Origin of the sequence: Caulobacter sp., assembly GCF_035254145.1 — a bacterium.
GTDB lineage: Bacteria > Pseudomonadota > Alphaproteobacteria > Caulobacterales > Caulobacteraceae > Caulobacter.
Map to the genome: position 1 here is coordinate 21,780 of NZ_DATFAV010000297.1, position 13,000 is coordinate 34,779.

14 protein-coding genes are annotated in these 13,000 nt (G+C 67.5%); 5 read left to right on the forward strand and 9 right to left on the reverse strand.

Going from position 1 to position 13,000, the window contains the following annotated elements; genetic code table 11:
* Positions 1 to 39 precede the first annotated feature (39 nt).
* The 3 genes from VJ655_RS17960 to VJ655_RS17970 are packed head-to-tail and all read right to left on the reverse strand — an operon-like array spanning position 40 to position 2,659.
* Positions 40 to 405 carry a response regulator gene (locus VJ655_RS17960; protein WP_324113448.1) on the reverse strand — a complete coding sequence of 122 codons (366 nt, stop codon included), beginning with the start codon at positions 403 to 405 and terminating at the stop codon, positions 40 to 42.
* Complete coding sequence (locus VJ655_RS17965) at positions 402 to 686, reverse strand: STAS domain-containing protein (protein ID WP_324113450.1); 285 nt, start codon at positions 684 to 686, stop codon at positions 402 to 404. The genes VJ655_RS17960 and VJ655_RS17965 overlap by 4 nt, the downstream gene beginning before the upstream one ends.
* Positions 686 to 2,659 (reverse strand): methyl-accepting chemotaxis protein, encoded by a 1,974-nt coding sequence (locus VJ655_RS17970; RefSeq protein WP_324113452.1) that lies wholly within the window; start codon positions 2,657 to 2,659, stop codon positions 686 to 688. The genes VJ655_RS17965 and VJ655_RS17970 overlap by 1 nt, the downstream gene beginning before the upstream one ends.
* A 345-nt stretch (positions 2,660 to 3,004) precedes the next feature.
* On the opposite strand from VJ655_RS17970, the gene VJ655_RS17975 reads away from it, so the two are divergent.
* On the forward strand, positions 3,005 to 3,316 hold the full coding sequence (locus VJ655_RS17975; RefSeq protein ID WP_099444777.1) for a hypothetical protein: 312 nt from the start codon (positions 3,005 to 3,007) through the stop codon (positions 3,314 to 3,316).
* 102 nt (positions 3,317 to 3,418) lie between these two features.
* On the opposite strand, the gene VJ655_RS17980 is transcribed toward VJ655_RS17975, so the two are convergent.
* From VJ655_RS17980 to VJ655_RS18000, 5 genes are all read right to left on the reverse strand, one after another.
* Positions 3,419 to 5,008 (reverse strand): methyl-accepting chemotaxis protein, encoded by a 1,590-nt coding sequence (locus VJ655_RS17980; RefSeq protein WP_324113454.1) that lies wholly within the window; start codon positions 5,006 to 5,008, stop codon positions 3,419 to 3,421.
* Positions 5,009 to 5,247: 239 nt separating this feature from the next.
* Positions 5,248 to 6,396: an acyl-CoA dehydrogenase family protein gene (locus tag VJ655_RS17985; RefSeq protein ID WP_324113456.1), complete on the reverse strand. Its 1,149-nt coding sequence runs from the start codon at positions 6,394 to 6,396 to the stop codon at positions 5,248 to 5,250.
* A 68-nt stretch (positions 6,397 to 6,464) separates the two neighbouring features.
* On the reverse strand, positions 6,465 to 7,946 hold the full coding sequence (locus tag VJ655_RS17990; RefSeq protein WP_324113474.1) for an amino acid permease: 1,482 nt from the start codon (positions 7,944 to 7,946) through the stop codon (positions 6,465 to 6,467).
* A gap of 44 nt (positions 7,947 to 7,990) precedes the next feature.
* Positions 7,991 to 9,001, reverse strand: a complete 1,011-nt coding sequence (locus VJ655_RS17995; protein ID WP_324113458.1) for a putative sulfate exporter family transporter — start codon at positions 8,999 to 9,001, stop codon at positions 7,991 to 7,993.
* Positions 8,998 to 9,258 (reverse strand): DUF6356 family protein, encoded by a 261-nt coding sequence (locus VJ655_RS18000; RefSeq protein WP_324113460.1) that lies wholly within the window; start codon positions 9,256 to 9,258, stop codon positions 8,998 to 9,000. The genes VJ655_RS17995 and VJ655_RS18000 overlap by 4 nt, the downstream gene beginning before the upstream one ends.
* Positions 9,259 to 9,379: 121 nt before the next feature.
* Between VJ655_RS18000 and VJ655_RS18005 the strand changes: the two genes are divergently transcribed.
* Positions 9,380 to 9,847: an Lrp/AsnC family transcriptional regulator gene (locus VJ655_RS18005; protein WP_324113462.1), complete on the forward strand. Its 468-nt coding sequence runs from the start codon at positions 9,380 to 9,382 to the stop codon at positions 9,845 to 9,847.
* A 63-nt stretch (positions 9,848 to 9,910) separates the two neighbouring features.
* Entirely contained in the window at positions 9,911 to 11,014 is a 1,104-nt protein-coding gene (locus VJ655_RS18010; RefSeq protein ID WP_324113464.1) for a pyridoxal phosphate-dependent aminotransferase, read from the forward strand.
* A gap of 19 nt (positions 11,015 to 11,033) precedes the next feature.
* On the opposite strand, the gene VJ655_RS18015 is transcribed toward VJ655_RS18010, so the two are convergent.
* The gene (locus VJ655_RS18015) at positions 11,034 to 11,663 is read right to left on the reverse strand and encodes a helix-turn-helix domain-containing protein (protein WP_324113466.1); all 630 of its coding nucleotides are present in this window, start codon (positions 11,661 to 11,663) and stop codon (positions 11,034 to 11,036) included.
* A gap of 252 nt (positions 11,664 to 11,915) precedes the next feature.
* Between VJ655_RS18015 and VJ655_RS18020 the strand changes: the two genes are divergently transcribed.
* A complete protein-coding gene (locus tag VJ655_RS18020) occupies positions 11,916 to 12,746 on the forward strand; it encodes a UDP-2,3-diacylglucosamine diphosphatase (RefSeq protein WP_324113468.1) in 831 nt (276 codons plus the stop codon).
* Positions 12,746 to 13,000 (forward strand): glycosyltransferase (locus VJ655_RS18025; RefSeq protein ID WP_324113470.1); only part of this gene is annotated, 255 nt, incomplete at its 3' end. The genes VJ655_RS18020 and VJ655_RS18025, both read left to right, overlap by 1 nt.

The following is a 13,000-nucleotide window of genomic DNA, read 5'->3' on the forward strand; positions in this document are numbered from 1 at the left end:
CGGGTGTTCAGAAAGAGCGGCGATGGGCCGCTCCGTGGATCAGGCGGCGACGCGGCGAATGGCGTCGACCAGCTTTTCCGGATTGAAAGGCTTCACGATCCAGCCCGTGGCGCCGGCCTCGCGAGCCCGCTGCTTCTTGGCCGGGTCGCTTTCCGTGGTCAGGACCAGGATCGGGATGGCGCGGTAGTCGTCGTCGACCCGCACCGCCTCGATGAAGCCGAAACCGTCCAGCTTGGGCATGTTGATGTCCGTGATGATCACATCGGGACGGTGGGCGGAGAGAACCTCCAGCCCGTGCTCGCCGTCGACGGCCTCGACCACGTTGAAACCCGCGCCGGCGAGCGCCATGCGCAGCATATCTCTCATCGTGCGAGAATCATCGACCGTAAGAACCGTCTGCATCACGATTCAGCTCCTTGGAATTCCGCCGAGAGAAGCGCCTTGTCGGCGCCGAACAGACGGGTTGTTTCGACGAAGGCCTCGGAAGGCCCCTTGATGGAAAAGGGTTGGCCGTCCTGGTCCCAGGCCTTTCGGGCCGCCAGAAGAACCTGCAGGCACAGCCCCCCGAAGCGACGCACTTGGTCGGCCTCGATCTCGATCGGGGCGCCACGGCGCTCCAGGAGCGCGGCCTTCAGAGGGGCCGCGGCCTTCAGGTCCAGATTTTCAGGCAGCGCGATGGCGGCCATTAGAATTCCTCCCAACCATCCGTTACGGGAGCTTGAGCGACCGCCGCCGAACCACTGCTCCGGCCCGGACGGGCGAAGGTGTTCAGGCGAGCCTGCTGCTCGGCCACCGGGTTGCGCGCCGGAGCGTGCTGCGCCGTGTCGGCTGGCGCCGGGCGCGAATAGGACGAACCGACCGCGCCCGTTTGGAAGCGGGCCATCAGGCGAACCAGCTCGCCGGTCTCGCCCTTCAGCGAGTGCGTCGCGGCGGTCGATTGCTCGACCATGGCGGCGTTCTGCTGGGTGACCTGGTCCATCTGGTTCACGGCCGTGTTCACTTCGTTCAGACCGGTCGCCTGCTCCGCGGCCGAAGCCGCGATCTCGGTGACCAGCGCATCGATCTCACCGACCTTCGTGACGATCCGCTGCAGGGCTTCGCCGGTCTGGCCGACCAGGCTGACGCCCTGGCTGACTTGCTGGGTCGACGAGGAAATCAGGGTCTTGATCTCCTTGGCGGCCTCGGCCGAACGCTGAGCCAGAGCGCGAACTTCCTGAGCCACGACGGCGAAGCCGCGGCCCGCCTCGCCCGCCCGCGCGGCTTCGACGCCGGCGTTCAGAGCAAGGAGGTTGGTCTGGAAGGCGATCTCGTCGATCACGCCGATGATCTGGCTGATCTGTCCCGAGCTCTTCTCGATTTCCCCCATGGCGGAGACTGCCTGATGCACAACCTGTCCGGAATGCGTCGCTTCGCCACGGGTGGTGGAGACGACGTCCGAAGCCTGGCGCGCGCCCGAGGCCGTGCGACGAACGGTCGCCGTCAGCTGGTCCAGGGCGGCGGCGGTTTCTTCCAGGCTGGCGGCCTGCTGCTCGGTGCGGCGCGACAGGTCGTCGGACGCGTGAGCGATCTCGTCGGCGCCAGTGCGCAGGCCGTCCGTCGAGGCGGCGATGACCTTCATCGTCTCCTGCAGCGAGCCCATGGCGGCGTTGAAGTCGTCCTTCAGCTTGCGATAGTCGCCGGGGAAGTCGGCGGTCACGCGGAAGGTCAGGTCCCCCGAGGCCAGCTTCTCCAGGCCATCGGCCAGGCTGGTGACCACCAGGGCGCTTTCCTGGGCGGCGGCGGCGGCGGCGGCTTCCTTGGCGCGACGCTCGTCGGCCGTCAGGGCCGCGGACTTTTCCTGTTCGGCGCGCAGCTGCTCGAGGTGCAGCTGGTTGTCGCGGAAGACCTTCAGCGAGCGGACGATGGCGCCCAGCTCGTCGCCGCGGGTCATCTTCTCCAGATCGATGCCGTTGTCGCCCTTCGAGAGCTTCTCGGTGGCGCCGGCGATGTCATTGATCGACTTGCGCGTCGTCAGCACGGTCAGGAACGCCAGGGCGCCCACGGCGGCCAGGGTGACCAGGGACATCACGATCGTCGCGCTCATGGCGGCGGTGGCCTCGGCCTGGCGCTTGGCGGTCTCGCCTTCGACGCGCTTGTTGGCCGCGCCGGTGACCTGATCGAGGATGCCGGTCATCTTGGCGTATTGTTCTTCGAACGGCGCGATGAAGCCGACGGCCATGTTGAAGTCGACGCCGATCATGCCGCTGACCGTGTCGATGGCGCTGCGGCATTCGTCGAGCGACTTGATCAGCTCGTCGATCTTCGGCTGTTCGGCCTTCGGAAGCTTGGCCTTGAGCGCGGCCAGATCCTTCTTGACCGCGTCGGTCTCGGTGAGGATCGCGGCCATGCGGGCGTCGTTCGCCGCCACGTCGATGTTGCCCGCCTTGTGGGTCAGCACCGTGTAAAGTTCGCCGTTGATGTTCGAGATGCGCTTGGAGATCTTCTGGATCTCCATGTTCTGACGCATATCGCTTTCGACCACCTGCTTAAGCGCGGCCGACTGGCTCTTCTGAACGACGATCGCGCCGCCGGCCATCAGGGCCAGCATGAGCAGCGCAAAAGCCGGCGCGAAGCCGATCTTAATAATCAACGGTAAATCGACGAGACGAATCCGTTTCATCGCGAGGTCCCCTCCAACCAGCGCTCCGTGCCCACGGATCGCCAAACTGAAGAGGGATAATCCAGATAGAGTCCTAACAGACTCTGACTTGGTTAAAGCGAATTCGAGATAATCTTGCGTGCAGATGGTCGGGTGGCGCTTTGGTCGCACCATCCTTTGCCGGGATTCTAGAGAGTAGGCTGGTCCGCGCCCGCCCAACGCCGCGCTTCGGCCATGGTTACCTAGAAGTAAATCTCGAATATTCTTTTGCGACTCAGAATATCTTAACTGCCTCCTGCGAGTCTGCTCCTGCGTCCAGTTGGCGCATCGTCCATTGGACGCAGAAACACTACTAGGAGCAGCGGGATGAAATATCCGATCGCTATTGCCGCGGGAATCGCTGGCAGCTTTTTCGTCGCTCAGGCCGCTTCGGCCGCCGGCGGTTTCGAAGACCAGATGGGCCGTTGCCTGCAACAGTTCGCCAACACCCGTGACGCCGCGCAGGTGATGCTCGAGTGCACCGCCGACGCCGGCAAGCTCTCGGACTGCAAGGTCGTCGACAACAGCGCCGCCGGCAAGGGCTTCGACAAGGCGGCCATGTGCATCGCCGAAAAGCTCCCGATGGGCGCCAAGACCGGCACCGTGAAGGTCCCGTTCCGCTTCCCGGGCGGCGCGTAAGCTTCGCCTTCCTGCCGGAAGAACAGAACGCCCCCGCCGATCGCTTCGGCGGGGGCGTCTTGCTATGTGCGGACAGCCGCTCACGCGCCGGCTCCGCCCTTCTTAGAACTCTTGCCACTCGTCCTTGAGCGCGGTCGCCGCGCCGCCGCGGGCGAGCGAGGCCGAGCCTGGACGGCTGGCCGGACGCACGGTCGGAACGCGGTCTGGCGCGGCGGCGGGCGCGACCGGCGCGGCGCGGCGGGTCGAGATCGAGAAGGTCGAGACTCGCCTGAACAGCTCGGCCGTCTGGCCTTTCAGTGAATGGGTGGCGGCCGTGGTCTGCTCGACCATCGCCGCGTTCTGCTGGGTCACCTGGTCCATCTGGTTGACGGCCGTGTTCACCTCCGAAAGCCCGCGCGACTGGTCCTGGGAAGAGGCGGCGATCTGCACGATCAGGTCGTCGATTTCGGCGACCTTGCCGACGATGCCGCGCAGCGCCTCGCCGGTCTGGCCGACCAGCCCCACGCCGGCCTCGACCTGGCGGGTCGAGGCGCCGATCAGGGCCTTGATCTCCTTGGCCGCCTCGGCCGAGCGCTGGGCCAGGGCCCGGACCTCCTGGGCGACGACGGCGAAGCCCTTGCCGGCGTCACCGGCGCGCGCGGCCTCCACGCCGGCGTTCAGCGCCAGAAGATTGGTCTGGAAGGCGATCTCGTCGATCACCCCGATGATGTTGCCGATCTCGCGCGAGCTGGTCTCGATCTCGCCCATGGCCGCCACCGCCTGGCTGACCACCATGCCTGAGCGCTCGGCCTCGGCCTTGGCGCCGGCCACCACATCCTGCGCCTGCTTGGCGCCGTCGGCGGCGCGGCGGACGGTCGTGGTGATCTCGTCGAGCGCCGCGGCGGTCTGTTCCAGACTTGCGGCCTGCTGCTCGGTCCGGCGCGCCAGGTCGTCAGCCGCGATGCTGATCTCTTCCGTGCCTGAGCGGATGCCGTCGGTCGCCCCACTGACCCCGCCCATGGCTTCGTCCAGCAGCGTCACGGCGTGATTGAAGTCGTCCTTGAGCTTCTGGAACTCGGGCTTCACGTCGATATCCAGCCGCGCCAGCAGATCGCCCTGCGCCAGCCGGTCCAGCGCCGCGCCCAGCGCGCTGACCAGCCGCTCCTGGCTGACCTCGGTCTCGCGACGCTCGGCCTCCAGTCGCTGGCGTTCGTTGTCGATGGTCTCCAGATAGATCGAGATGGCGAAGTCCATGTCCAGCAGCACGGCCTTGACCAGCGCGCTGACCGCCTCGCCGGCTTCCGCGGCGCCGCCCTTGCGCATGAAACCCTTGGACCAGACCTGATCGATCACCGACCGGATCAGATGGTCGCCGACCACCGCATAGCCGCCGATGTACCAGCGCGGCTCCAGGCCGATGCGCGCGTGCGTCTCGCCGATGGCGCGCACCGCGCGGACATAGGTCTCGCTGAACTCGGCCTTGGCGATCTCGCCCCAATGCGCCTGCTGCCGGGCGCTAGCGGAGGCCATGAGCGCCTCGCCGTCGAAGAACTTCCGGGTTTCGGGCGTGGCCGCGACCTTGCCGTAGAAGGTCGACAGCGCCTGGCCGATCGCCTTGCCGATAACCGGCCGCAGATCGCGCAAGGCCGCCCGGGCCTTGTCGTCGATCCCCATGAAGGCCATCCGGTCGTTGATCGCGTCGTTCTGGCCCATCGCTGCTTCCCATCTGCTAGTGCGACGGGAGCGTGGCGGCGCATGCTTAATGCGAACTTAAGTATTCGTGCAGAGATCGCGTCAACTTGTCGCACTCGCCATTAAATCGAACAGTGTTCTTCCAGAATTTTAACAACCCCAAATCCGGTTTATACTTGGGAATGCACTCGCCATGCGACTTTACGGCGCAGTCATTTTATCCATGCGAGCGCGACAAGGCGCCACACCGGAACATGGACTTAACCACCGCGCTTCAGCGTCTCGCGAGCGATGACCAACTGCTGGATCTGGCTGGTGCCCTCGTAGATGCGGAAGATCCGCACGTCGCGATACAGCCGCTCGATGCCGTAGTCGGCGACATAGCCGGCTCCGCCGAAGATCTGCACCGCCCTGTCGGCGACCTTGCCGACCATCTCCGAGGCGAACAGCTTGCTGGCCGCCGCCTCCAGGGTCACGCCGACGTCGGCGTCGCGCTTGCGGGCCGTCTCGAGGACCAGGGCCTTGGCGGCGAGGGCTTCGGTCTTGCTGTCGGCGATCATCGCCTGGACGAGTTGGAAATTGGCGATCGGCTGGCCGAACTGCTTTCGCTCGCTGGCGTAGGCGACGCAGTCGGCGATCAGCCGCTCGGCCACGCCCACGCAGACGGCGGCGATGTGCAGGCGGCCGCGATCCAGCACCTGCATGGCGACCTTGAAGCCCTCCCCTTCGCCGCCCAGACGGTTTTCGACCGGCACGCGGACGTTGTCGAAGGTGACGTCGTGGATGTGGGCGCCCTGCTGGCCCATCTTTTTCTCGGGCTTGCTGACCGACAGACCAGGTAGATCGCGCGGCACCAGGAAGGCCGAGACCCCGCCCCCGCCCTTCACATCCGGATTGGTGCGGGCCATCACCGTGAACAGCGAGGCCTTGCCGGCGTTGGTGATGTAGCGCTTGCCGCCGTTCAGGACATAGGCGTCGCCATCCAGCGTGGCGCGGGTCTGCACCGCGGCGCTGTCGGAGCCGGCCTCCGGCTCGGTCAGGGCGAACGAGGTGATCACCTCGCCTGACGCGATCCCCGGCAGCCACTTGGCCTTCTGGGCGTCGTCGCCGAACATGACCAGGCCCTGGCTGCCGATACCGACATTGGTGCCGAACACCGAGCGGAAGGCCGGCGAGGCGCGGCCCAACTCGATCGCCACCAGCGCCTCCTCCTCCATGTTCAGGCCAAGCCCGCCGTAGGATTCGGGGATGGACAGGCCAAACAGGCCCAGCCCCTTCATCTCCTCGATCACGTCGGCGGGAACGGCGTCGTCCTCGGCCACCTTGGCCTCGATGGGGCGCAGGCGCTCGGCCACGAACCGCGCCACCGTGTCGATCAGCTGCTCGCGGGTTTCCAGATCGAGGGCCATGCGCTTCCTTCCTCAGTCAAACGCTTGTTTTGACCGGACTGTAGCGGCGGCCTCCAGGAATGGAAGCCTTACCCTTGGGCGGCCTTCTCCTGCTGGGCCAGCACGCTCTTGCGGACGCCATAGGCCAGATAGATCACCGCGCCGATCAGGTGGGCGTAGAGGAAATAGATCTGCGTCTTGGCCGGCAGGCTGTAGAATAGATAGAGGCAGCCCAGGACGCCCGCCGGGGCGACCACCTGCCAGAGCGGCGTCGAGAAGACGCGCGGACGGCCCGGCTCACGCCGCCGCAGCACGATCACCGACAGACCCACGGCGATGAACGCCGCCAGGGTGCCGGCGTTGGCCAGCTCGGCGATGTCTTTCAGCGACAGGAAGCCCGACAGCACCGCCGACAGGGCGCCGGTCAGCAGGGTCATCAGGACGGGCGTGCCGGTCTTGGCGTTCACCCGCGACAAGGCGCGAGGCAGCAGGCCGTCGCGCGCCATGACGAAGAAGATCCGGCTCTGGCCGTACATGAAGGCCAGGATCACGGTCGGCAGGGCGATGACGGCGGCCAGGGCCACCAGCTGGGCGACCTTGGGATGGCTCAGGGTTTCCAGAATGAAGACCAGCGGCGCCTCGCTCTTGGAGAACACCTCGGCCCGCGAGGCCCCGATCGCGACGGCGGCGACGATCATGTAGATGGCCGTGCAGGCGGCCATCGAACCGACGATGCCGATGGTCAGGTCGCGCTTGGGGTTCTTGGTCTCCTCGGCCGCGGTCGACACCGCGTCGAAGCCGTAGAAGGCGAAGAAGATCAGGCTGGCGGCCGCCATGACCCCGACCTTGGCGGCGTCCGCGCCGGCCCCGGCCGGAACATGCGCCTGGAAGCCGTTGGGCATGAATGGCGTGAAGTGGCTGGCGTCGAACACCGGCAGGCACAGGACCACGAACACGGCCAGAGCGACGATCTTCACGAACACCAGGACCATGTTGACCGTGGCGCTCTCGCGGGTGCCCAGGGCCAGCAGGCCCGCCACCGCCATCGAGATGATCACGGCCGGCAGGTTGACCACGCCGTGGCGACCGTCGGCCAGCGTCACGTGCGGACCGGCCAGCAGATACTCCGGGACGCCCGCGGCGTGGAAGAGGCCGGTCGCGTGGGCCGACCAGCCGACGGCGACGGCCGCGCAGACCAGGGTGTATTCCAGGATCAGGCTCCAGCCGACGAACCAGGCCACCGGCTCACCCATCGCCGCATAGCTGTAGGTGTAGGCGCTGCCGGCCGCCGGCATCATCGTCGACAGCTCGGCGTAGCACAGGGCCGCGCACGCGCAGACCGCTCCGGCGATCAGGAAGGACAGGATGACGCCCGGTCCGGCCAAGCCCGCCCCGACGCCGGTCAAGGTGTAGATGCCGGTGCCGACGATGGCGCCCACGCCCAGGGCCACCAGATGGGGCCAGCTCAGGGTCTTCTTCAGCTGGTGGCTGTCCGCGTGGCCCGCGGTGATGGTGTCGATGGCCTTGCGGCGCGTCCAGAAGCTCACTCTCGGGGTCCCTCCGACTCTTATCGGGGACCATGGAGCGCGTTTCGTGCTCCGCCAAGCCTTGATCGTTAGAAGAAAATTCTCGTCAGCCCGTAGGCCAGGACCGCGACGACCAGCGTGACCGTTCCCAACATCACCGCCAGCTTCGGCTTGACCTGCAGCAGCGCCTTCGGACCCAGCTTGGCCGAGATCGCGCCGACGCCGGCCAGCAGCAGGAAGCTGGAGCAGGCGGCGAGCGTGGTGACCAGGGCCGGCGGGATCAGGTTCAACCCGCGCGCCGCGGCCAGGGCGGCGAAGCCGAGCACGAACAGCGGCGGCGCCTGAAGGCGGGAGAGCTTGCCGCCCTCCGCGCCGTCCTTGCCGCGCGTCAGCATGAAGCCGATCAGCACCACCGCCGGACCCAGCCAAACGATGCGGGCCAGCTTGGCGAGCGCCGCGGTGCTGGCGGTCTCGGGCGACACCGAGGCGCCGGCCCCGGCCACCTGGGCGACGTCATGGATCGACAGGCCGAAGAACACGCCGGCCTGGTGGGCGGTCAGGCCCAGGGCGTGGGCCAGCGGCGGATAGGCCAGCATGGCCACGGTCGACAGCAGGTTCACCCCGACGATGACCAGGGCGGTCGTCCGCTGATTGGCCGGGTTGGCGGGCGCGGCTTGAGACGCCGCCAAGGCGGCGGACGCCCCGCAGATCGAGCAGGCGGCCGCGGCGATCAGGGCCTCGGCGAACGGTAGGCCCAGCGCCACGCCGGCCGCCGCGCCGATGGCCAGGCCGCCCAGCACGACGACGCCGCTGGCCAGGACGGCCGGACCGCCCAGGGCGGCGAACTCGGCCCAGCTGATCTGGGCGCCCATCATGGCCACGCCGAGACGCAGGCCGGGCTTGGCGAAGAGATCCAGGCCCGCGCCCAACTGGGCCTGCAGGCCGAGCGCGCCGAGCATCATGCCCAGCACGACGGCGATCAGCGGCGCGGGGGCGTGCAGGCTCTGCGCCAGCAACTTGGCCAGCACCACCAGCAGCACGCCGGCGACGAGGCCCGGCGCCAACCTGCCCGCGCCGATCCGCAGCGCCGCCGCGGTCATCCGCGAACGGTCTCGCCGGTGATCGGCGCCTGGGCGGCGAAGTGGGCCTCGGCCCGAGCGCAGCGGTTGGACAGCCGCTCGTTCAGCTGGCGCACCGTGCGGCTGCCCGTGCGTTCGAACGCGAACGGCAGCAGGCCGTGGACCAGGCAGGCCAGGCCCGCGCCGAGCAGGGTGAAGCCGAAGCTCCAGGCCATGCCCATGTGCTGACCATAGCTTTCGCCGACGGAACGGGGGTGACGGGTGAACGACGCCAGCATGGAAGACCTCGCGATGACCGAGGCTCCCCAGCATGGCGACGATTCGCGGAAAGGCATTACTGGATCGTGCGCCGATCACGGCGTAGAGAGAATTTGATTCTCGTTCAGCGCGGAAGCGGAGATGATTGATCTCGATCATATCGATCGACGCCTGCTGGCGATCCTCCAGGAGGACGCCACGGTCCCGATCGCCGACCTCGCCGAGCGGGTCGGCCTGACCCAGACGCCCTGCTGGAAACGGGTGAAGCGCCTGCAGGACGCCGGCGTCATCACCGCGCGCGTGGCCCTGCTGGACCGCGAGGCGCTGGACCTCTCCCTGACCGTCTTCGTGGCGGTCAAGACCGGCCGCCATGACGAGGAATGGCTCAGCCTGTTCGCGGCCGGCGCCCGGGCCCTGCCCGAAGTGGTCGAATTCTATCGGATGAGCGGCGACGTCGACTATCTGCTGAAGGTCGTGGTCAGGGACATCGCCGCCTACGACCGCTTCTACAAGCGCCTGATCGCCACCGCGCCGCTCACCGACGTCTCGTCCAGCTTCGCGATGGAGCAGATCAAGTTCACCACGGCGCTTCCGATCGCCCCGACCTGAACTGTGTCTTGAGGCTGTCATCGACTGTGCGCAACTAGGCGCGACCTCAACGGAGAATGGCTCATGGACGCGACGCGGCGCGGACTTCTGATCAGTGGCGCGGCTTTGGCGCCGGGCGTGGCCCTGGCGGCCGCCGAGACCTCGGTCGACCCGACCGCCCCGCCGGCGATCCGCGCGCACCTTGGCGTCACCGAAAACCCCTTCGGCCCCTCGCCCGCCGCCCGCAAGGCCGCCGCCAAGGCGCTGGAGGAAACGCCCTACTACGCCTGGGCGCTCGAGCCGCCGCTGGTCAAGCTGATCGCCCAGCGCGACGGCCTGCAGCCCGACCAGGTCGGCCTGTGCAACGGTTCGCTGGAGGCGCTGTCGCTGCTGTCGACCGCCTTCGCCAAGGCCGGCCCGGTGGTCTCCGCCCAGCCCAGCTACGCCACGCCCCTGCTCTACGCCGAGCGCCAGGGCGCGAAGCTGGAGTGGGTCCAGCTGACCGCCGACCAGCAGATCGACCTGCCCGCCCTGGCCGAGCGCGCCAGGGCGACGAAGGCCGGGGTCGTCTATGTCTGCAATCCCAACAATCCCACGGGCCTGCTGCTGGACGCCAACGCCCTGCGCGCCTTCTGCGTCGAAGTCTCCAGGACCTGCCCGGTGATCGTCGACGAGGCCTATATCGAGATCAGCCCCGATCCCGCGCGCAACTCGATGATGGACCTGGTCCGGGCCGGCCACGACGTGATCGTCGCCCGCACCTTCTCCAAGGTCTACGGCATGGCCGGGCTGCGCGTCGGCTTCATCGCCGCCCGGGTCGACCGGGTGCGGACGCTGAAGAGCCTGATCCCTACCCACAAGGGCCGCCCGGGCCTCGCCGCGGCGGCGGTCTGCTACGGCGACGAGACCTATCTGGCCGGCGCCAAGGCGTATCTGGAGGGATGCCGCGAGAAGATCTACGCGATCTGTCGAGCCAACGGCCTCGCCTACCTGCCCTCGCACGGCACCTATGTCTTCGTCGATTGCGGCAAGCCGAACCTGCAGTTCCAGAAGACCCTGGCGTCGCTGGGCGTCGAGGTGCGGGTGTTCGACAGCCCCCGCCACCCGACCTGGATCCGCGTCGGCACGGCCAGCCCGCCCGAGCTGGACTATTTCGCGAGCGTCCTGCCCAAGGCCCTGAAGGTCTGAGGCCGTAAGTCCTGAGCCTCTATTCCGGCCAGAGGTCCTGGATGTCGCCCTTGCGGTTCAGCATGTGCGTCGCCCGCTTGATCACCTGCAGCAGGCGCTCCTTCCGGCCGTCCTTGTCATAGGTCAGGGTCGTGCGGGCCAACCCCTCGAGCATGAACCGGGCGAGGTCGCGGCTGGCCTGGAAGCGCGGGCCAGCGCCCGCGTGCAGGATCTTCAGGAAGTGGTCGCCGGCCTGCGCGCGGTCGAACTCGGCCTGGGCCGGGGCCAGCAAGGCGTGGATGGCCGGGTCGGTGCGGCCGGCGGCCTCCAACTCGCCGAAGGCCTGGAACGGCGTGCTGTGCAGCAGGTCCCAATAGCTGTCGATCGCGTGCTCGGTGACGTCGGCGCCCGGCGGCAGGCTGTCGGCGGCCGCGCGGAACAGGGCCGAGCGCTCGGCCTGGATATGGGCCACGGCGGCCTCGACCAGGGCCTCACGCGTCGGGAAGTGATAGAGCATCGCGCCGCGCGTCAGGCCGGCGGCGTCGGCGATCGCCGGGTTGGTGGCCGCGTGATAGCCGATCTCGGCGAACAGGTGCATCGCGCAGTCCAGAATCCGGGCGCGGGTCTTCTGAGACTTCGGGGTGTCCTTGGCGAGGCGGGCGGCGTCCATCGGTTTGATCTAGTCCGAGCCATGCTGCACTGCAACAGCCCGCGCCGAGCCGAGCGGCGAAAGGCGCCGCGGATGCTCCCCGTTTTTGACGCAAACGCCGAAACTGCGCAATTCCCAGGCTTACGTTACGGAAATCAGGCCCGCCCCTGCTTCATCAAAGCGACATGCAATCAGCTTAATCGCCTGCCGTTGACCGCCATCGCGCCGATCCGGGGACGGAGCGATCTCGCGGCGTCAAACGGGGGTACGACCATGAGCGCCAACGTCGCCGTCCGCCGCTATCGCTCCATCTTCATCAGCGACCTGCACCTGGGCACGCGCGGCTGCCAGGCCGAGCTGCTGCTGGACTTCATCCGCCACGTCGAGTGCGACAAGCTCTATCTGGTCGGCGACATCATCGACGGCTGGAAGCTGCGCAGCGGCTGGCACTGGCCGCAGTCGCACAACGACGTGGTCCAGAAGATTCTGCGCATGGCCCGCAAGGGCACCGAGGTGATCTACGTGCCCGGCAACCACGACGACCGCATCCGCGACTTCTGCGGCGTGCACTTCGGCGGCGTGGTGGTGGCGCGCGACGTGATCCATGAGGCGGCCGACGGCAAGCGCTACCTGATTGTCCACGGCGACGAGTTCGATGGCGTCGTCCAGCACGCCAAGTGGCTCGCCTTCCTCGGGGATTGGTCCTATAGAACCATCCTCATGCTGAACACTCTGGTGAATCGCGCACGTCGCCGCCTGGGGTTCGGCTATTGGAGTTTTTCGGCCTATCTGAAGGTCAAGGTGAAGAACGCGTTGCAGTTCATCGAGAACTTCGAGGCCGCGGTGGCCGACGAAGCTCGACGTCGGGGGGTGGACGGCGTGATCTGTGGTCACATCCACAAGGCCGAAATGCGCGACATCGACGGCGTCGCCTATGTCAACGACGGCGACTGGGTCGAGAGCTGCACGGCCGTGGCCGAGCACGCCGACGGTCGTCTCGAGATCCTGGAATGGGCCAAGCTGCGCTCGTGGTCGGTGATCGACCGCGGACCCAAGCTGGCGTCGCCGATCGACGAGCCGTTGCCGGAGCCGGCCGCCGCCTGATGCGAATTCTACTCGCTACCGACGCCTGGGAACCGCAAGTCAACGGCGTGGTTCGCACCCTGACCCGGGTGGTCGAAGAACTGCGCGCCATGGGCCACGAGGTCGACGTCGTCAGCCCCGAACAGTTCCCGACCTTCACACTGCCGACCTATCCCGAAATCAAGCTGGCCATTGGCGCCTACGAACCGGTGCAGGAGCGCTTCAAGCAGTTCGAGCCCGAGGCGATCCACATCGCCACCGAGGGTCCGATCGGC

What these genes read in the sequence shown, in the direction of transcription:
- VJ655_RS18020 (WP_324113468.1), top strand. Translation starts at nt 11,916, where the DNA reads ATGAGCGCCAACGTCGCCGTCCGCCGCTATCGCTCCATCTTCATCAGC.
- VJ655_RS18005 (WP_324113462.1), top strand. Translation starts at nt 9,380, where the DNA reads ATGATTGATCTCGATCATATCGATCGACGCCTGCTGGCGATCCTCCAG.
- VJ655_RS17970 (WP_324113452.1), bottom strand. Translation starts at nt 2,659, where the DNA reads ATGAAACGGATTCGTCTCGTCGATTTACCGTTGATTATTAAGATCGGC.
- VJ655_RS18010 (WP_324113464.1), top strand. Translation starts at nt 9,911, where the DNA reads ATGGACGCGACGCGGCGCGGACTTCTGATCAGTGGCGCGGCTTTGGCG.
- VJ655_RS17995 (WP_324113458.1), bottom strand. Translation starts at nt 9,001, where the DNA reads ATGACCGCGGCGGCGCTGCGGATCGGCGCGGGCAGGTTGGCGCCGGGC.
- VJ655_RS18015 (WP_324113466.1), bottom strand. Translation starts at nt 11,663, where the DNA reads ATGGACGCCGCCCGCCTCGCCAAGGACACCCCGAAGTCTCAGAAGACC.
- VJ655_RS18000 (WP_324113460.1), bottom strand. Translation starts at nt 9,258, where the DNA reads ATGCTGGCGTCGTTCACCCGTCACCCCCGTTCCGTCGGCGAAAGCTAT.
- VJ655_RS17965 (WP_324113450.1), bottom strand. Translation starts at nt 686, where the DNA reads ATGGCCGCCATCGCGCTGCCTGAAAATCTGGACCTGAAGGCCGCGGCC.
- VJ655_RS17975 (WP_099444777.1), top strand. Translation starts at nt 3,005, where the DNA reads ATGAAATATCCGATCGCTATTGCCGCGGGAATCGCTGGCAGCTTTTTC.
- VJ655_RS17985 (WP_324113456.1), bottom strand. Translation starts at nt 6,396, where the DNA reads ATGGCCCTCGATCTGGAAACCCGCGAGCAGCTGATCGACACGGTGGCG.
- VJ655_RS17980 (WP_324113454.1), bottom strand. Translation starts at nt 5,008, where the DNA reads ATGGGCCAGAACGACGCGATCAACGACCGGATGGCCTTCATGGGGATC.